This window comes from Gracilibacillus lacisalsi DSM 19029 (genome assembly GCF_000377765.1).
In the GTDB taxonomy this organism is placed as follows: domain Bacteria; phylum Bacillota; class Bacilli; order Bacillales; family Amphibacillaceae; genus Gracilibacillus; species Gracilibacillus lacisalsi.
In genome coordinates this window covers 1-19157 of the sequence record NZ_KB898672.1, presented here as the reverse complement: position 1 = coordinate 19157, position 19157 = coordinate 1, and the positions used below count along the sequence as shown (strand labels likewise).

Annotated in this window: 22 protein-coding genes and 1 tRNA gene; 14 read left to right on the top strand and 9 right to left on the bottom strand. The window is 36.1% G+C overall.

The genetic code is table 11. The features are described from left to right. The first annotated feature begins 21 nt into the window (after nt 1-21). The 4 genes from yjbM to rpiA all read left to right on the top strand — a co-directional run bounded on the left by yjbM (nt 22) and on the right by rpiA (nt 3137). The gene (gene yjbM, locus D569_RS0115440; protein ID WP_018933327.1) at nt 22-645 is read left to right on the top strand and encodes a GTP diphosphokinase; all 624 of its coding nucleotides are present in this window, start codon (nt 22-24) and stop codon (nt 643-645) included. Between the two features lie 14 nt (nt 646-659). Beyond that, nucleotides 660-1466: an NAD kinase gene (locus tag D569_RS0115435; protein WP_018933326.1), complete on the top strand. Its 807-nt coding sequence runs from the start codon at nt 660-662 to the stop codon at nt 1464-1466. A gap of 19 nt (nt 1467-1485) precedes the next feature. After that, nucleotides 1486-2382, top strand: coding sequence for an RluA family pseudouridine synthase (locus D569_RS0115430; protein WP_018933325.1), 897 nt, complete (start codon nt 1486-1488; stop codon nt 2380-2382). 86 nt (nt 2383-2468) lie between these two features. After that, complete coding sequence (rpiA, locus tag D569_RS0115425) at nt 2469-3137, top strand: ribose-5-phosphate isomerase RpiA (protein ID WP_018933324.1); 669 nt, start codon at nt 2469-2471, stop codon at nt 3135-3137. Nucleotides 3138-3197: 60 nt separating this feature from the next. On the opposite strand, the gene prpE is transcribed toward rpiA, so the two are convergent. Beyond that, nucleotides 3198-3932, bottom strand: a complete 735-nt coding sequence (gene prpE, locus D569_RS0115420) for a bis(5'-nucleosyl)-tetraphosphatase PrpE (protein ID WP_018933323.1) — start codon at nt 3930-3932, stop codon at nt 3198-3200. A gap of 81 nt (nt 3933-4013) precedes the next feature. After that, nucleotides 4014-5204, bottom strand: a complete 1191-nt coding sequence (locus D569_RS0115415) for an FtsW/RodA/SpoVE family cell cycle protein (RefSeq protein WP_018933322.1) — start codon at nt 5202-5204, stop codon at nt 4014-4016. A gap of 337 nt (nt 5205-5541) precedes the next feature. Here D569_RS0115415 and mgtE point away from each other — a divergent pair, with 337 nt between their 5' ends. The 4 genes from mgtE to D569_RS23025 all read left to right on the top strand — a co-directional run bounded on the left by mgtE (nt 5542) and on the right by D569_RS23025 (nt 10069). Continuing rightward, on the top strand, nt 5542-6906 hold the full coding sequence (gene mgtE / locus D569_RS0115410) for a magnesium transporter (protein ID WP_018933321.1): 1365 nt from the start codon (nt 5542-5544) through the stop codon (nt 6904-6906). Between the two features lie 22 nt (nt 6907-6928). Beyond that, nucleotides 6929-8782 (top strand): monovalent cation:proton antiporter family protein, encoded by a 1854-nt coding sequence (locus tag D569_RS0115405; protein ID WP_018933320.1) that lies wholly within the window; start codon nt 6929-6931, stop codon nt 8780-8782. A gap of 194 nt (nt 8783-8976) precedes the next feature. Then, nucleotides 8977-9372 carry a thiol-disulfide oxidoreductase DCC family protein gene (locus D569_RS0115395; RefSeq protein WP_018933318.1) on the top strand — a complete coding sequence of 132 codons (396 nt, stop codon included), beginning with the start codon at nt 8977-8979 and terminating at the stop codon, nt 9370-9372. Between the two features lie 121 nt (nt 9373-9493). Next, complete coding sequence (locus D569_RS23025) at nt 9494-10069, top strand: DUF6241 domain-containing protein (protein WP_018933317.1); 576 nt, start codon at nt 9494-9496, stop codon at nt 10067-10069. Nucleotides 10070-10246: 177 nt separating this feature from the next. Here D569_RS23025 and D569_RS0115380 read toward each other — a convergent pair whose 3' ends face one another. Together D569_RS0115380 and D569_RS0115375 are read right to left on the bottom strand one after the other, a co-directional pair. Next, nucleotides 10247-11785: a glycine betaine uptake BCCT transporter gene (locus D569_RS0115380; RefSeq protein WP_018933315.1), complete on the bottom strand. Its 1539-nt coding sequence runs from the start codon at nt 11783-11785 to the stop codon at nt 10247-10249. A 193-nt stretch (nt 11786-11978) separates the two neighbouring features. After that, a complete protein-coding gene (locus tag D569_RS0115375; protein ID WP_018933314.1) occupies nt 11979-12467 on the bottom strand; it encodes a CotY/CotZ family spore coat protein in 489 nt (162 codons plus the stop codon). 174 nt (nt 12468-12641) lie between these two features. On the opposite strand from D569_RS0115375, the gene D569_RS23700 reads away from it, so the two are divergent. From D569_RS23700 to D569_RS0115360, 3 genes are all read left to right on the top strand, one after another. After that, a complete protein-coding gene (locus D569_RS23700) occupies nt 12642-13040 on the top strand; it encodes a CotO family spore coat protein (RefSeq protein WP_018933313.1) in 399 nt (132 codons plus the stop codon). A gap of 100 nt (nt 13041-13140) precedes the next feature. Next, the gene (locus D569_RS23015) at nt 13141-13365 is read left to right on the top strand and encodes a hypothetical protein (protein WP_018933312.1); all 225 of its coding nucleotides are present in this window, start codon (nt 13141-13143) and stop codon (nt 13363-13365) included. 172 nt (nt 13366-13537) lie between these two features. Further along, nucleotides 13538-13816 carry a hypothetical protein gene (locus D569_RS0115360; protein ID WP_018933311.1) on the top strand — a complete coding sequence of 93 codons (279 nt, stop codon included), beginning with the start codon at nt 13538-13540 and terminating at the stop codon, nt 13814-13816. A 60-nt stretch (nt 13817-13876) separates the two neighbouring features. On the opposite strand, the gene D569_RS0115355 is transcribed toward D569_RS0115360, so the two are convergent. The 4 genes from D569_RS0115355 to D569_RS0115340 form a co-directional block, all read right to left on the bottom strand. Beyond that, entirely contained in the window at nt 13877-14551 is a 675-nt protein-coding gene (locus D569_RS0115355; RefSeq protein WP_018933310.1) for a DUF421 domain-containing protein, read from the bottom strand. A gap of 127 nt (nt 14552-14678) precedes the next feature. Next, nucleotides 14679-15101 (bottom strand): GNAT family N-acetyltransferase, encoded by a 423-nt coding sequence (locus tag D569_RS0115350; RefSeq protein WP_018933309.1) that lies wholly within the window; start codon nt 15099-15101, stop codon nt 14679-14681. An 11-nt stretch (nt 15102-15112) separates the two neighbouring features. After that, on the bottom strand, nt 15113-15829 hold the full coding sequence (locus tag D569_RS0115345; protein ID WP_018933308.1) for an alpha/beta hydrolase: 717 nt from the start codon (nt 15827-15829) through the stop codon (nt 15113-15115). Nucleotides 15830-15881: 52 nt separating this feature from the next. Beyond that, the gene (locus D569_RS0115340; protein ID WP_018933307.1) at nt 15882-17051 is read right to left on the bottom strand and encodes a cation:proton antiporter; all 1170 of its coding nucleotides are present in this window, start codon (nt 17049-17051) and stop codon (nt 15882-15884) included. 109 nt (nt 17052-17160) lie between these two features. On the opposite strand from D569_RS0115340, the gene D569_RS0115335 reads away from it, so the two are divergent. Continuing rightward, nucleotides 17161-17817, top strand: coding sequence for a DUF3298 and DUF4163 domain-containing protein (locus D569_RS0115335; protein ID WP_018933306.1), 657 nt, complete (start codon nt 17161-17163; stop codon nt 17815-17817). A gap of 98 nt (nt 17818-17915) precedes the next feature. On the opposite strand, the gene D569_RS0115330 is transcribed toward D569_RS0115335, so the two are convergent. Beyond that, nucleotides 17916-18506 carry a cell wall hydrolase gene (locus D569_RS0115330; protein ID WP_083939060.1) on the bottom strand — a complete coding sequence of 197 codons (591 nt, stop codon included), beginning with the start codon at nt 18504-18506 and terminating at the stop codon, nt 17916-17918. Between the two features lie 280 nt (nt 18507-18786). On the opposite strand from D569_RS0115330, the gene D569_RS0115325 reads away from it, so the two are divergent. Together D569_RS0115325 and D569_RS0115320 are read left to right on the top strand one after the other, a co-directional pair. Further along, nucleotides 18787-18859 (top strand) — tRNA-Val (locus D569_RS0115325). Nucleotides 18860-18973: 114 nt separating this feature from the next. Further along, nucleotides 18974-19157, top strand: a 184-nt coding sequence (locus tag D569_RS0115320) for a helix-turn-helix domain-containing protein (RefSeq protein ID WP_018933304.1), incomplete at its 3' end; no start/stop codon positions are given.

Here is a 19157-nt window from a genome sequence, read left to right as displayed (position 1 = left end):
AAACAATAGGTGGTGCAAGACATGAATTGGAGAAACTTCTTGGCACCTTATGCACAGGTGGTTGAAGAATTAAAGGTAAAACTGAAAGGGATGCGATCACAATTTGAATATGAGTCCAGCCACTCACCAATTGAATTTGTGACGGCTAGAGTTAAGCCAGTATCAAGTATTAAAGAAAAAATGAAACGTAAAAATATACATATGGATAATATAGAAGAATTACAGGATATTGCAGGAGTTCGTGTTGTTTGTCAATTTGTTGATGATATATATGATATCGTTGACCGTTTAAAGTCACGGAATGATTTTGAGGTAATAGAAGAACGTGATTATATTAATCATAAGAAAGAAAGTGGATACCGTTCTTATCACTTAATTATATCTTACCCAGTAGAAACGATTCACGGGGAACGAAAAATTATTGCTGAAATTCAGATTCGTACATTGGCCATGAACTTTTGGGCGACAAATGAGCATTCTCTTAACTATAAATATGAAGGCAGAATACCTGAAAAAGTAAGGTCAAGACTAAAACGTGCTGCAGAAGCAGCGTTTAAATTAGATGAAGAAATGGCCAAAGTAAAAGATGAAATTCAAGAAGCACAACGAATTTTCAAAACTAATAAAGAAAGTGATGACAAGTAATGGAGGGGGATAACATGCGCTTTGCAATCCTGTCAAGAAGTGATAATAAGTCAGAAGTGATTAAGTCGAGAGTGAAACAATATTTAACGGATTTTTCACTTGAATATGATGAAGAAAAGCCAGAGCTTGTTATTTCTGTAGGTGGCGATGGTACGTTTCTGGAGGCTTTCCATACATACAAACATCGATTGAAAGACACAGCGTTTATCGGAGTTCATACAGGTCATTTAGGCTTTTATGCAGATTGGGTGCCAGAGGAAGTGGAGAAATTAATTATTGAAATTGCCAAAAAGCCCTTTGAAGTAGTGGAATACCCATTGCTTGATATTAAGATTCATCCAGTTGATAGTGAACAGTATCAACAATTCGTGGCGTTAAATGAAGTTTCTGTCAAATCAATTGATAGTACGGTTGCAATGGATGTTCATATTAAAGGGGCACATTTCGAACGTTTTCGTGGAGATGGTTTATGTGTATCAACCCCATCTGGAAGCACAGCATACAATAAAGCGTTAGGTGGAGCTATCCTCCACCCATCTCTTAATGCCTTACAAATTACGGAGATGGCGTCTATCAATAATCGTGTCTACCGAACAATTGGTTCTCCGTTAATTTTACCGAAACATCATGTATGTGAGCTGTTGCCACTATATCATGATAGAAGTATGTTAATTACAGTAGATCATAATACAGAGGAGTATGCCAATATTGACCGAATCGAATGTCGTGTCTCAGATGAAAAAATTCGCTTTGCTAGGTTCCGAGCCTTTCCTTTTTGGAAAAGGGTGCACGACTCCTTTATTTCTGATGAAAGAACATAATATAGTGTAGGTGGATAAATTGAAGTGGAAAGTAAATAAGCAGTACGACGGCTTATTGTTAAAAGAATATTTAATACAAGTTCGCGGAATATCACGAAGAATTTTAACAGCGATTAAATTTGAAGGTGGTAAGCTTCTAGTCAATAATAATAGTGTCACCGTACGTCATCGATTGTCAGAGAATGATCTGGTAGAGGTTGTATTCCCACCAGAAAAAAGAAGCGAGTTATTAATCCCGGAACTAATTCCGCTTGATATTATATACGAAGATGATGATGTGCTGGTTTTGAATAAAGCGCCGTATATGGCTACTATCCCGTCCTTTCACCATCCTAGTAATACACTTGCGAATGGGATTATTTATCACTATGACCAACAGCAAGTACCTTACACAGTTCATGTGGTGACACGATTGGATCGTGATACATCAGGGTTATTATTAATCGCCAAGCATCGTTATAGCCATTCCATTTTATTTCAAGATCAGCATGAAGCAAAAGTAAATAGACGATATCAAGCGGTTATTGCTGGTCAGCTTAACGAGAAAAAAGGGATGCTAGATTACCCGATTGACCGAGCTCCGGATTCAATTATTAAGAGGGTGGTTGCTGCTACTGGGAAAAGAGCTATCACGCATTATCAAGTAAAAGAGGAGTTAGCGGACATTTCGCTCGTAGAGATCAAATTAGAAACGGGAAGAACCCATCAGATTCGCGTTCATTTCTCTTCGATTGGCCATCCTTTGATTGGTGATAGTTTATATGACGGTGATACTACGAAATTAAAGCGTCAAGCATTACACTGTCATAAGCTCTCCTTTCATCATCCCCTCACAAAGGAACTTATGGAATTCGAAATCTCACTAGCTGACGATTTAGAAGAGGCATGGCAACGATTTAAATTAGCGAAGTCATAAACGAATAAACCAAGGCTCACTCTTTTTCATGCTTCTCACCAAAAAAAAGAAGAGTTGAACAGTGAATACTTAGAAGAGGTGATGAAATGGATAGTAAGCAGATTGCAGGAGAAAAGGCTGTTGAATATGTACAGGACGGAATGCTAGTCGGTCTTGGAACTGGTTCAACCGTTTATTGGACTATTGTAGCGTTAGCTGAGTTAGTAAAAAAAGGACTTGATATTAAAGGCGTACCTACTTCTAAAAGCACTGAAACTCTCGCAGAAGATTTAGGTATTCCATTAGTGAATCTGTCGTCTGTCAACCATTTGGATTTAACTATAGATGGAGCTGATGAAGTCAATCCAAAGTTCGAACTAATCAAGGGTGGTGGAGGAGCTTTATTACGTGAAAAAATGGTGGCATCCATTTCGCAAAGGCTCCTTATCGTTATCGATGAATCAAAATACGTTCGTCATTTAGGTGCATTCCCCTTACCCGTTGAAATTGTCCCTTTTGGTTGGGAAATGACAAGTAAACAGATAAGTAGATTAGGTTGCAATCCTACTTTACGCGCTAAAGAGAATTCTCCATTCATTACAGATAATGGGAATTATATTTTGGATTGCTATTTTGAAAAAATACAATCCCCTTACAAACTAAATCATACCTTAAATATGATTCCTGGAGTAGTTGAAAATGGCCTATTTGTTCATATGGCCGATACCATTGTGATGGGAAATAGAAGTGGTAACGTAGAAATCTTAAATAAATAATATACCAACCAAAAAGTTCCGATCATTCGTAGATCGGAACTTTTTAGCTAATTATGCTTTTTAATATCTAAATTTCTCCTCAACAAATGGCATGGTGGACTCAACGCTGACTATTTCTTCTTCTGGTAAGCGAAAGGCAGTCAGCTTATTTCCGAATACGCAACCAGTATCAATGTTCACTGTTTCGTTCACAAATCTCGGCTCTAAAACAGGAGTGTGCCCGTAAACAATCCATTTGTCACCATGATAATCTTGTGCCCAATCCCTACGAACTGGTCTACCATCCTCATGCTTTTCACCGGTGATATCTCCGTATAACACAAATGTTTTTACTTTCTTATCATGTCTCCCGATATATTTTTCAGGAATTCCAGCATGTGCGATTACGGTATTTAATTCATCGATCACATGATATAACGGCGCATCCTCATAAAGTGTCATCATCATCTCTTTTACTTCGTCTTGTTCTTGTTTAGACAGTTGTTGATATTCTGCTACGGTTGTTTCTAGACCGTGTTGTTGTTTCACATTATTGCCCAGAAAGAAACGATACAGTTTATCACAGTGATTGCCTGGCACATAATAGCCGAAATTCTGTTCCACAACAATCTGATAAACAATATGAATCACATCGAGTGAACGTGGCCCTCGATCAGTTAAATCTCCTACAAAAGCAAGTTTTCTATTTTCAGGATGACGAATTTTATCGTTTTCCCATTGATAACCTAAATCACTAAGCAATGTTTGAAGTTCCTGATAGCATCCATGAATATCACCGATAATATCTAATTTCATTGAAATAACTCCTATCCGTTTGTTCCATGTATACCACGTATACCTGTTCGCTAATAATCAGTCAGAACTAAAGCTCTCCCTTTATGATTCGTCAAACATATAGGTTTTTATACGATAAAATACACTTAAAACAATTCCGATTGCAATCATATAGGTAAGGGTTGAACTACCACCATAGCTGATAAAAGGCAATGGTAACCCAGTTACAGGAAGTAATTGAATCGACATTCCGATGTTTTGAAATACTTGATAGGTAAACATACCGATTATCCCGGTTACCATATAACTTGCAAACGGATCTTTACATTTCAGTGCAATATAAATCAGTCGGTAAATGAGCAAAAAATAAATAAGGATCACAACACTAGAACCGAAAAATCCAAATTGTTCAGCGATAGACGTAAATATATAATCCGTATGATATTCTGGCACTTGATAGGCAGCTTGAAGGTCTCCCATCCCTTTACCTGATAATTGTCCCGAGCCAATTGCCAGCATTGCTTTTAATGTTTGATAGGCACCACCTTGACTGTATTCATCAGGAAATAACCATCCTTGAAATCGTTCGACAACGTGATCAAGATCTTGATCATAGAGGAATTGATTTACTTCTTCCGGATTTGTTAAGTACAGGGTAATAGCAGATACAAAACAAACAAGAAATGTACCAAAGATAGTTAAAATAATCCGCCACTTAATACCAGAGACAAGAATCATGCAGGCAGTAATGGCAACCAATACTAATACACCGCCAAGGTCAGGTTGCTTTAATAGAAAAAATACAGGGATTAGCGTAAAAAATCCCAATTTACATAGTAACCAAAGATCCATTTTTACCGTATGCACTGGGTATTTCTCATTATGTGCGACCATGATATGAGCCAAAAAGATAATGAGAAAGACTTTCATAAATTCAGCTGGCTGAATAGTACCTAATACAGGAAATTTAAACCATCCCCATGCTCCTTTTACTTGATGCGCAATATTTGGTGGGAAATGAAAGTAAAGCATTACTAATGCAATAATTCCTATGCCATACAGTAACCAAGAAACTTGTCGAAATCGATCATAGTCAAACATCATAATCACAGCGACGGCCATAGATCCGACAATATACCAGACCATTTGTTTTAAGTACATATTCTGAAACAAAGGTTTTTGGCTCAAATAGGGATCTAATGTATATAAAGTAAAAACACTTATAATCGCGAGTAAAATAATAATTAAAATCAATGAATAATCAAGCTTTGAATTCGAGTTTTTTTCCGACATAATAATTGAACCTTTCTTTCTTGAAAAATATAGTCTATTCCTAGTATAGTGTATAAATGGTTTTTTGAGAATAAAAACAATAATTTTCCCACATTACCACTTGAACTTCCACATCAAGTTTCAAGTCGAAGAAGGAAAAGGGAGATAACGGGTGTTAACACTGTAATTTCGCCGAGCCTAGTGGGGGAAAATCCCCAGCTGAGGGAAGTCACACTTTATTGTAACATCTTATTTTGATAAGAATGTGTAAAATTAGCGTTTTTTTTCGAAATTTGTGTTATTCTTTTAACATCCCAAGATATAGAACAAGTCAGTGTAAGTAAGGGGGGGCGGTATAATGGAACATTTAGAACAGCATGAGCGATTAGAAATGTGGGAAAAAATTCAGAAAGCATTATTTGATGAACAAATAGACAAATTTCGAGCGGAATTTTTAGAGTTGCATCCTTATGATCAGGCAAAGATTTTTGAAGAACAAGATGAGGACATCCGCTTTTTAATTTATTCCTATCTATCCCCAGAAGAAATGGCTGATGTGATTGAACAAGTTGATGAAGATTTAGTTGAAGCATTCATCACGGAGATGGTTCCAGCATTTGCAGCAAAAGTATTGGAACAAATGTCTACAGATGATGCGGTAGATATTTTAAATGAGTTAGATAAAAATAAAGTAGCAAGTTTTTTAACGATAATGGATAAGAAATCTTCAGAAGAAATTAAAGAATTGCTTCATTATGAAGAGAAAACAGCCGGTAGTATTATGACTACAGAATTTGTTGTGATTCATACACAAATGACCGTCAAAGAGGCGATGAGGCATTTAAGAAAAGAAGCCCCGTCTGCCGAGACGATTTATTATATTTATGTTGTCGATTCCTTTAAAAAACTTGTCGGTGTTATATCATTAAGAGATTTAATTATTGCGGAAGGTGAATGGTTTATTCAAGATGTCATGAGTGAGCGCGTTGTCTCCGTACCAGTTGGAGAAGATCAAGAGGATATCGCACAAATGATGCGAGACTATGACTTTTTAGCACTTCCAGTTGTCGATTTTCAAGATCATCTATTAGGTATTATAACCGTCGATGATATTATGGACGTTATGGATGAAGAAGCAAGTGATGATTATTCCAAGTTAGCTGGTATTTCTGATGTTGAAAGTAGTGGTGATACAGCTATTTCTTCTGCTAAAAAAAGGTTGCCATGGTTAATAGCACTCTTATTCCTTGGCATGCTTACTGCCAGTATTATAACCCGCTTTGAAGCAGCTTTAGAAGAAGTAGCCATCTTGGCAGCTTTTATTCCATTAATTGCTGGTATGGCAGGAAACACAGGCACGCAAGCGTTGGCAGTAGCAGTTAGAAGTATTTCAACTGGAGAGCTAGAGAAAAAGGGAAAAATTAAAGTGATTTGGAGAGAAACAAAGACAGGCTTAATTACAGGTTTCTGTTGTGGGATTATCATAATCATGCTTATTAGCTTAGTGTATAATCAATTCTTTTTAGGAATCATAGTGGGAATTTCATTGATGGCTACGCTATTAATAGCAACTATATCTGGAGCTTTTGTTCCCATGATGATGGACCGCTTTAATATCGATCCGGCAGTAGCATCAGGACCATTTATCACGACATTAAATGATTTGATTTCCATATTTATCTATTTTGGTTTAGCAACGACGTTTATGAGCTTCTTAGTTTAAGGAGAAAGGAGTGTGCTGTAAGATGGAGCATGCTGAGTCTGTTAGTTCATTAGTTATTGTCATCATCGCAGCATTTTTAACACCAATACTGTTACACAGATTTCGTTTGAAAATGATTCCTGTTGTGGTGGCGGAAATTATCATAGGTTTGATCATTGGAAATAGTGGATTTAACCTTGTTGAAGAGAGTAACTGGTTGGAAACATTATCAACATTAGGTTTTATTTTCTTAATGTTTCTTAGTGGTTTGGAAATAGATTTTTCGATTTTTTCTAGTAAAAAACAACGAAAAAATCAAAAGAATATGACGGAAAAAATGCCCAATCCAGTCTTATTAGCAAGTCTTGTTTTTGTTGGCATTTTAATATTATCATTCTTCCTGTCTTATCTATTTGTCTTATTTGGATTTATCGATAATGTTTACTTAATGACGTTAATTATTTCTACGATTTCATTAGGTGTTGTGGTTCCTACTCTAAAGGAAGCACAAGCAATGCAAACTACCGTAGGACAAACGATTTTATTAATTGCTGTTATTGCCGATTTAGTTACCATGATCTTATTGGCAGTATTCGTATCATTCTATGGTGAAGAATCCGGTAATATGTGGTTATTGCTAATCCTATTTGGTGTTGGTGTCTTACTGTATTTCGTCGGCAAGCATTTTCGCAATCAGTCGTTTATCGAAACAATGTCTAAAGGAACGATTCAAATTGGGACAAGGGCAGTGTTTACCTTAATCATTTTCCTTGTAGCTTTATCAGAATCGGTAGGGGCAGAAAATATTCTTGGTGCTTTTTTAGCTGGAGCATTAGTCTCGTTACTAGCACCAAATCAAGAGTTAGTACAAAAATTGGACAGCTTTGGCTATGGTTTTTTAATTCCTATTTTCTTTGTGATGGTGGGAGTAGACTTAGATTTATGGGCATTATTTGATGAACCAAAAGTATTAGCGTTGATTCCTTTATTATTTATTGCGCTCTTAATTTCAAAAGTTATACCGGTTGCTGTTCTGAAAAAATGGTATGATACCAAAACGGTCGTTGCAGCAAGTATGCTATTAACTTCTACATTATCGCTAGTTATCGCTGCTGCAACGATTGGTGAGAGACTAGAGATTATTTCAAGTGAAATGCATGGTGCGCTTGTGTTAGTTGCTGTGCTATCATGTATTATTACACCGTCATTCTTTAAGAAATATTATGAAAATCAAGAAGAAGTAGACTATCAGCAAACCGTTTCTTTCATTGGTACAAATCAAGCAACCATTCCGGTTGTTCGTGAATTGGATCCGAAAGAATTTGAGACGCATTTATTCCATACAAAACAAGAAAAACTGGATGTAAAAAAAGGTCGTACTATTTTTGATATTAACGAGCTTGATAACTATGAACTAGACACCCTAGAAGCATCTGGTGTATTTGATCATGATATTGTTGTCGTTTCTACTGGAAATGAATACAATAATGAGGAAATTGCCACGTATGCTAAGGAACATGGTGTAGAAAGAGTAATTGCTCGTATCGAAAATCCAGTTACTGAAAAAAGGTTACAGGAAATTGGTATTGATGTTTTCTCTGTATTAATGTCATCTAAAACACTATTGAAGGCATTAATTGAAGCACCAAATGTTGTAAATATCTTTACGCAACAAGACAGTGCGTTGTATGAAATCAACATGAATAACGCTAATTATGATGGTACACTACTTCGAGAGTTTCCGTTTACAGGTGACGTTATTATGGTTCGTATATTCCGTGGTAAGGATTCCATTGTTCCACATGGAGATACAGAATTGAAATTGAACGACCGCTTAGTTGTGACGGGATCAGCGGAATATGTGGAAGAACTGCAACAAATACTTGAATATGTATAGAAACATCCCACTTCGGATAATGAAGTGGGATGTTTACTCTGTATAAAGGATAATTTTGTGAACTTGATTACTATAATCAAGTATATCTCAAGAGGTATGCATGGCAGAGGATGTGGAAGTCGTTGTTAACTTAAGTATTTGCTTTTGTATTACTATACCAACATTTGATAGACTGATTAAAAGAGGTGCTATGTATGAAACGAATCATTTTATTTGATGGTGTCTGTAATTTTTGCAGTAGCAGTGTGCAGTTTATTATCAAGAGAGATCCTACTCTCAAATTTCAATTCGCATCGTTACAAAGTGAAAAGGGCCAACATTTATTAACCAAACACCGTGCATCGCAAGATATGGATAGTATCGTTCTGCTTGAGAACGATCGTGTTTATACAAAGTCTACGGCTGCTCTACGTATAGCTAAAGAGCTGAAAGGAGTTTATCAACTGTTTGCCATATTTCTAATTATACCAAAACCAGTTCGTGATATTTTCTATACCATTCTAGCTAAAAATCGCTACCGTTGGTTTGGTAAAAAAGATCAATGTATGATTCCAAAGCCAGAAGATAAACAACGCTTTTTAGACTCTTAAAAGACTACCTAGCAAAAAATGAGCCTGTCTTCCACTCTACAAGAATGCACTTCAAGACTTGAAAGTATAATAATTCCAAGTTAGGCTTATATAAAATGAACCGTAGGAGGAAATTCTTATCATGGGGAATAAAATATATAAGTGGGTATTAAGTATTGTTATCATTGGATTTATCGGAATAATTGTATTTATATCTATTGATTTTTTCACGGGTGTTGAAACACAATCACAGGAAGATGACACGAGAACTGATGATAATTTGACTGATATGGAAGAAGATGAGGAAACGGAAGATCAAGAAATCAAAGAATTATCGCAAGAAAAGAAAGAAGAAAACAAGGATGCTGATTATATAAATCCTTTCGGAGATACGTTTACTAAAAAAACACTTGAAGAATCACAATATCAAAAATATATCAATTATATGGCTCACCAAAAGGTGTATGCTGATCGTATGTATGGATTTTATAAAATCACCCCTGAAAGAATCGATTTCTTGCTTGAAGTGTTAGATATTCAAAGCTACCAACATGAAGAGGTTTACCGAGATATTTTATCAAGATGGAAAGAAGGAGACTTCTCCGAAGCTGTAGAAGACCATAATAGAGTATGGACATTACAAAATGGTGATGTAGGTAAAGCAACTCGATTGTTGACTGAGGAAGAAGAAAAAAATAGATTGGTGAAATATGAATGAAGCTCATGATTATGGGCTTTATTTTTTTGCTTGTATCTGCCCTAAAAGGATGTAAAATAATCTGCGAAAGATGGGGATATCGTAGCTTATATATTCAATATTCATTAGTTGAGATGGCTGATTAAAGAGGATTAAAGAAATTAAGAGAGAGAAAAGAGAAGGGTAATCCCTTCTCTTTTAATTCTGTTCTCTTTTTTTCCGTTTTAATGTATATAGACGCGCTTCTTCTCTAAATGCTTTAAATATTGAGAAGATCACCATAATCATAATAATGGCAAATGGGAAAGCCGCAATGATCGATGCGGTTTGTAACGCTCCTAAGCCACCTTGCCACAATAATACAGCTGCAGTTCCTGATTGAACAATCCCCCACGCAACTTTCACCTTAATATCTGGATTCAATTCGCCATTTGTTGTTTGCATCCCAAGGACGAAAGTTGCCGAGTCAGCTGATGTAATAAAGAATGTACTGATCAGTAATACGGCTAGTACTGACATTATTAAGCTTAATGGAAAGTTTTCCAAAACGGTAAATAGCGCCGCTTCTGAGCCGGATTCATTCATGATGCTAAGTATATCGATATTTTCGTTCATTTCAAGGTGAATAGCTGATCCGCCAAATACACTAAACCATAGTGCACCGAAAATGGTAGGTACTAGCAAGACTCCTACAACAAACTCTCTAACCGTACGACCACGGGATACACGGGCAATAAACATACCAACAAATGGAGCCCACGCGATCCACCAAGCCCAATAGAAAATCGTCCAATCTTCTAACCAGTGCGCATTTTCTTCATTGAAAGGTGCCATACGGAAACTCATCTCGGGTAAGTTCGATATATAAGAACCTAATGTCGTTGTAAAGAAATTCATAATGAAGTTTGTTGGACCAGTAAATAATAAGAAGAGCATTAATAGAATAGCTACAACAATGTTGGTGGTACTTAGAATTTTTATTCCTTTGTTCAAACCAGTTAATGCCGAAAGCATGAATAGTACTGTAACGGCTGCAATAATAATAAGTTGCGTATAGATAGTATTCGAAATATTATTAGAAACAAATTCTAAACCACTACCAATTTGTTGTGCACCAAGACCTAATGAGGTAGCAACCCCAAATATCGTTGCAAATACAGCAATTACATTAATTAATGTACCATAGCCACCGTTCATTCTGTCGCCGTAAAGAGGCTTTAAAGTACTGCTGATTAAACCGGGCTCGTCCTTTCTGAATTGAAAATAAGCTAATGCGAGTGCTAATGTGGCATATACTGCCCATGGATGAAAGCCCCAGTGAAAGAAACTGTGTTGCATAGCTACACGTGCTGCTGCTGCTTCTGTATCGGTCGGAAATGGAGGCAAGTGTAAGTGCCAAACTGGTTCTGCTGCCCCCCAGAAGACAAGTCCGATTCCCATACCAGCACTAAACAGCATACCGAACCATGTTAAATAATTGTATTCGGGCTTGTCTCCATCTTTGCCAAGCACAATGTTTCCATATTTAGAGACAATTAAAAATATCGCAAAAATGACGAAAGCAGTGGTAACTAATAAGTAGAACCAACCGAATCGTGTTACTAGAAAACCTTGAATAAGAGAAGTGACGTGGTCAAGATTCCATTCCGGTAATACTTCTTTAGGAATAATCCCCCATATAATAAATAGCAGTGAAATTGCCAGAGAAATATAAAAGACATTTGTAACCTTTTTCATCTTAACATCCTTTCCAAAATTGTTTTGTGTATGAGTGCACAATATACTTTACCCTTTTCTGTTGCTAACTATTCACCTGTTTTGCACAACGTGTCGGATTTTATCAGAAGTTGCTGGACTAATTCAAGTAATATGGTTACGTAAACAAAAAAACTCTTCCAGCTTGTTATCGCTGGAAGAGTGATAATGATTATTAAAATACAGAAACAGCTGGTAAGCAAGTAATTGCACAGAAGCAATTTAAGTCTACAGTAATACAGATACCAGTACGTTCTAAATCTTCAACTTGTTCGTTGTCAAGCTGTTCACAAGGATCGCCGCAAGCTTCATCATCGTTGTCAAATACTAATAGTTCTAATACTGCGCAACAGTCATCATCATCCACTTCATTTACACGGAAAATAAAGCTGCTGAAGCATTCGAATCGACCACCACTAATTTCAGCTCCGAATCCTTTAAATGGTTTACCTTTTTTATCATATAGAATAAAAGGTACTGTATCTAAGCCGTTACCGCTCACGGGTGCTACTAAATCTTGAATAGATCGTGCACAGCTTACATCACATTCCATTTCTACAACGTTATCTTGTGCATCAGCAATTGCACGGACAACATCGCAGACACAGTCACTTCCAGTTTCAATTCCTGCTACGTCATCATTGCATCCTACTTTTCTTCCCATTAAACTACACTCCTCTTCTAAAAAAGATTTCGTTAACACTAATAATCTATGAAGAAATTGACTATCTGTATAGACAGAAGCCTTGTTTTCCATAATTAGGTTTGATTTTTTTTTCACAAGCATTAGACGTTTGTCATATATATAAATATGCATTGTTATAAGGAGGTAGAGAAGATGGACTCCATTCGTGAGAAGCAAGAATTACCAAAGCTATATATTACACAACCCAATATGGCAGAACCGAAACGAACCATGCAGTCACAATATCATTCTGTCAGTGCCTACGATGAGCCACAGCAGTCTCAAGAGATTTCTAATCAGTACTATGCAAAGAATCAGCTAAAGAATAAAAAATTTAATGAGATGACTATAAAGGAAAAGGTAATGTATTTTGCTTCCATGCCTTTTCATGTTCCAAAAGTAAAATGTGAATTAATAACGGAACGGAAAAAGTATATAGGACTGATTGAAGATTATCAAAATGACATGGTGGTTATAAAAGTGGCAAGTAAACCGAGACCGATATCCGTTCCGCTGGAGCAAATTAAAGAAATTAACATGTTCGGTCTTTAATATCGTGATAAATGACACTATTCTTTGCCTGTTGCATAAGATGTAATGACCATTTGAAACCTAGTACATTTTGATATAAAAGAAAGAAGGAGTGAAGAACGTGTCAGAGAAGAAGAAAGTGATTTATGTGAAAGACTTAGTTATCAAAGCAGATAATGTTCGCATTGAACCAACTCGACGTCATGATCCTTTCTTTGGTCCACGTGCAGTGGAAGCCGAAGACGAGGAACTTCTTGAAAAAGAAACGGTCGAGGATGTTGAAGAAGAACAAGACGATGATGATGACAAAGATAAAGACGTACGTCCTCCATTTTCATGGCTCTAATAATAAAACAGATAGCTTTTTCGTGAGAAGCTATCTGTTTTATTTTTCTAGGGTAGCTCTCCAATAAATGCTTCACCATCACAAAATTTTCTTTTGACGGACAAAAGTATGATTCATTTTCCGAAAATATGGGTATAGAATAATATAGAACCTTGAAAGGGGATGGACGTCAATGGGATATATTATGCCAGTTGAGAATTATCAGTATCAACAGTATCATAATCGTGTCACACATGAAGAGCGAGACCCATTTCCAATTGAAAGGCTATACCCGATCCAGTTTGGCATGCGTTATAAAGAGGAACGAACAAAAGAAGAGCCTAAAAAAATAATGATTCCCCAACAAAAGAAAAGAAAGCGCCATCAAGTAACGGAACAAAAAAGTCAGCTCAAACATACCGTTTATGCAGAAGTCACTGGAAAAGGTGGGAAGTTTGAGGCAACTGTATAAAGTAATGTAAAAAGTAGTTCAGTTTGAAGTACTACCCAAACTGAACTACTTTATTAACTGCTAATATCCTTGAACATATAGATTTTTGCCTATTTCATATTCAGCATAAAATACTTCCTGTACTGAACTGATTTCTTGTTTTTTTAATTCTTCTTTTAGCCAGTTTTCATCTTTTCCAATTTCACGAAGACTATCCCATATTATCTCACCATCATTGATGAGCATAAAGGGTAATATGACTTGTTCAGGGGGATGATTAAAGTCATTACGTGTGGGGGTTTGATAGCCGGTTTTCTTTAGAACAGAAACAGTACCATCGGTTTCGAGGATAGCATAATCTACTTCTCGAATGGAAAATACATCTTTGGAACGTAATAAATGTAACAACTGATTCATATCGAGCTTGCTTTTTTTCATTTCTTCACGCTGTAGTTTCCCTTTATGGATAACAATCGACGGCTGGCCCTCTAGCATCGATCTTGTTTTCTTAAAACGTTGGGTAATAATTTCTGTCAAATATAATAAAGCCCCCCATAACAGAATTGCAAAAGCAATGTCTCTAATTCCTACTTCGTTATCATAGAGGGCATTCCCAACTAATTCCCCAAGAATAAGTGCAGAGATAAAATCAAATGCTGTAAGTTGTCTGATTTGTGTTTTTCCAAGTAATTTAGTTAGAATAAACAACATAACAAAACCAAACAATGTCTCTACAAAAATGGAACCGTAATGCATAGTTGTTTCTCCTATCTTTATCAGATTTTTTATTAGGATATACCAAAACAATCATGTGCATACATGTTGAAACGATTCCAAATTAAAAAGCTAAAATGTATTTACATTTTAGCTTTTAATAACAGTCTCATAATGATTTTGTCATGGTGACATGTGGGATACCAGCATCCATGAATTCACCGGAAATTGTTTCATAACCCAGTGATTGGTAAAATGCTTCTGCTCTCGTTTGTGCATTTAGCTTCGATTTGTCCATGGCTTTTTCTTTTGCAATTCCTTCCATAAATAACAGGATATCTCGACCAAAGCCTTTGCCGCGTTGTGATTGCAATACACAAATACGCTCCATCTTGGCGTAACCATCAACAAAGCGCATTCTGCTTGCCGCTACTGGCTCTTCTTCTACATATCCGATAAAATGAAGCGCTTCTTGTTCTAAGTCATCAATTTCTAAATCTTCCGGTACGCCTTGTTCTTCTACAAAAACAGTGAATCGAACTTTATAGGCATCCTGTAATTCTTTTTCTGTTTTGACTTTTTTCAATTCCATTGTTTCTCCCCTTATCCTAACATCTTGATTAATATTTCTTTTAAATCTTGTTGCCAATATTTCCATGTATGATTGCCATTAAATTCATCATAATGATAGACCTGCAGTTTTCCAGTTAAGGTCTGATTGAAAGTGCGATTAGGCGTTAAGAAATCCGCCGTTTCTCCATTTGTCATGTGTACCTCTGTTTCTTCTTTTCCAATCGAGTGAAATACTTCAATATGTGAAAATTCCGTGGCCTTGCTTGCCCTTTTCAACACATCTTGATCGACATAAGGTGATTGCATAATAACCGTATCAAATGTATGTGGAAATTGGGTTGCGATCATAAATGCTAATGTTCCGGCTAGTGAATCTCCGATTAATATTCGCTTTACCGGTGTAATATGTAAATGATTCTCGACATAAGGAATCGCTTCTTTTACGAGAAAAGCAATATAAGCATCCTGCTGTTGACCACTCGGATGATATTTTTCCCATCGATCATTTTTATCTTGATAATGTACACCAACAAAAATAGTGGCCTCGATCTCTATATCTTCATGTAATTGATCGCTTAAAGTAGCAACTCGCCCCATCCTGAAATAATCATCGCCATCATTCATGATACATAATTGATAATCTTTAAAAGCTGTAAATCCTTCTGGAAGATACCACTTTATCTGGATTTCTTCTTTCAGATGTTCACTATGAATGGTCGCATCTTCCATCTTTCCGTTACGTCCCACATAAACTCCCCCTTGTCATTATGTATTTTAACAGGATTTCTTTTTTACTGCATTATTTTAGCAACTGTCTTGAAATGGGCGCCATGCTGAGACTTTGAATGGTTAAAGATAATAGTACAATGGTGAAGCTGACACCAACAATCCAATCACTGTTCATACTGCTAGTGTTTTTGGCGTATAAGGTGAGAATTAAAAAGACAGACATCGATCCTTTTAAGCCAGCCCACGATATTAACAAGTTGTAACGCCAGGAAAGCGAGTGGATTATCTTTGTTACAGCATAACTAATGATGTAACGTGCGAAAATCATGAAGACAAAGATGACGATAGCATATAACCAATAACCTATCGCTAAATATTCGGTAATTTCAATACCAATGACTAAAAATAATATCGCAAGTAAACTATTCTCCACAATCTCCCAAAATCCATCTAATGATTCACGGAAATGAGCTTCTTTTATTGCTCGTCCATATTCAAATGAAATCATCATTCCACTCGCAACCGTTGCTAAAACACCAGACACATTTACTGCTTCAGCAATTAAGAATGAACCATAAGCCAGAATAATACTGAGCATAATTTGATAATTACGATAATGAGAATAGTGGACCATTTTACTTACTAAATAGCCACAGGTAAGCCCGATTGCAATACCACCTAAGGAAACGAGCAGAAAATCGCCAAAAAAAGCAAAAAACGAAAATCCTTTTTCTCTTGTTGCAATCGCAAATAAAGTGATAAAAAGTACGATACTAGTCCCATCGTTTAACATCGATTCTCCCTCGACCATGCTGGCAATTTGTTCATTTCCGGTTGCTTTTTTAATAATAGAAACAACTGATACAGGATCTGTAGGTGTTAGGATAGCAGCCATAACATAGCCAGCGCCCAAACTAATAGGAGAGATGATCGAAATGAAATAACCTAATATCAGTACATTCAAAATAATTCCAATTGTTGCAAGTGAAATAATTACATTTGCATTCAGACGGAAATCGTTTATGGGAAATTGATAAGCAGATACAAATAGCAAAGCAGGTAAAAAAATATGGTAAATAGTATTCTCCGTCAGTTCTATCGACTCAAAAAAAGGAATAAAAGAAATCCCGATGCCAAGTAATATGAGTACCGTTGGAACAGGAAAGTCTTCTTTCTTTGTATCAATTGTAAAAATAAGATAGCCTATAAAAAGTAAAATCACGATTTGCTCAATCGACATTTTTTCACCACCTTTTTGTTTATTATTCCCATATTTTTTTATCAAAAACATATGTATGTTTAGGCTTATTCTAGGTAAGCTAAGCAAAAAAAGGATGTGTGTTTTCGAGATGAAAAAGCTCTGTTTATGCTTCATATTATTCGTAATGATAATTCCAACAGTATTTGCGAATGGTCAAGCAGCTCTGGTAACAGATGAGATATATAAGGATAACGAGTCTTTAAAATATCCACAAGTGTCTGAAACTGAAAAACCCGGGATGGAAGATAAAATCAATAAGGCGTTCCAAAAGTATATAAAAGAGTCTTATCAAGAATTAAAGGAAAATGAAGAGCAAGCTGAGAAGTACGATTTTCATGCAGAATACCAAACAGATTATGAAGTGAAGTATAACCAATCACCGAAATTGAGTATTCTGACAAGTAACTATATATATAGTGGAGGAGCACATGGCAACACTACTGTTGAATCGTTTAATTTTGATATTGATAAAGGAAAACGTGTATATTTAACCAATATTCTTACGGAAAAAGAACAGATTGAAGCTGTTAGAGATTATGTATGGGAGTATGCCACAGAACGACCAGACATATTTTATCCAGACTTAAAAAAGGAAGACATTAAATTAACGAAGGATACGGCTTTTTATTTTACAGATGACGGAATTACTCTCGTATTCCAACAATATGAGATTGCACCGTATGTTGCAGGAAATCAGGAAATCCATGTGCCGGCAGAGGTATATGTAAAAAGTGATAAAAAATAAGGGAGATAAAATAATATAATTGATTTTAAATAACGCATGAAACACGACTTTAAGGTCCGGTTTCATGCGTATTTGAATGAAATGAGTTTATTACAATTTTATTTTGCAAATACATGATTCCCAATTTTTACTGTTGTTTGTTGGTCAAATATCCAAGCGCTTGCAGCTGTTTCTGGGTTGTAGAAATAAATAGATCCTTGCCCTTGTCCACGAAAAGCGATTGCTTCTTCTACTGCACGTTTTGCTTCACTATCCGCTGATTTATTGATTGCTCCATTTTCAACAGGACTAAATGCATAAATTGCTCCATTCTCATACGTTTCATAGACAACACCTTTTACAGTGTTTGGAAAGTTCGAATGATCGACACGATTTAAGATAACAGTTGCCACTGCTACTTTTCCAGCGTATGGTTCTCCTTTTGCTTCAGCATGTACTAATCTTGCTATTAATTCCTTATCAGCTTCTGAAAAGGACTCTGGTATAGTGAGCTTCGCTCCAGGGTATAAAAGAGAAGAAGAGTAGTTATTAACATTCATGAGTTCATTCGTAGATACACCATGTTTTTGCGCTATTTTCCAAAATGTATCCCCTTGTTTGACTGTATATCCTTCAACGAAACCTGGCATAACCGTAAGACCTGTAAGAACAATGAAACTAGTTAACAAAACTTTTATTTTCAAATTCATTACCTCCTGTGATTAATCTATTAACTAGACTAGCAAATGTAACATAAAGAATCGCTATGATAATTTTACCAATCGACAAAAAGCTTAATATATTAGGTCGCAGAAAAGTTTACCAACGTTTAAAGTTCTGGTAAAAAAAGGATGTAATGGAAATAAAGCTTAAGAATATGACAGTTGTAAAGGTATTGAAATCTGAACATCATTTGGATTAGGATATAATACGGATTATATTTCAATTGACAATGAGTCAGAGTTCTCCTATATTTAGATATATAAGAATGATTCCGTAGCTCAGTTGGGAGAGCGCCACCTTGACAGGGTGGAAGTCGTTGGTTCGAGCCCAATCGGAATCACTAAATAAAAACCCTTGTTGTTAGAGAAATAGAGTGACCCAATAATATGAGACAGGAAAAAACACCCCCAGAGTCGTATTAATTATTTATCGACATTTGGAGGTGTTTTTTGTTATGGGGAAGAAGATGGTTTATCCTGAAGAAATTAAAAGAGAAGTGATACGCTTAAAACTTTCTGGGGAACTAACGAACAAAGAGATTATGGAGAAGTTTGGTATTAAAAATAAGACACAAATCAAAACTTGGATGAGATGGTATAGGAATGGTGAGGAGCACAGGTTAGCTCAACCAATTGGAA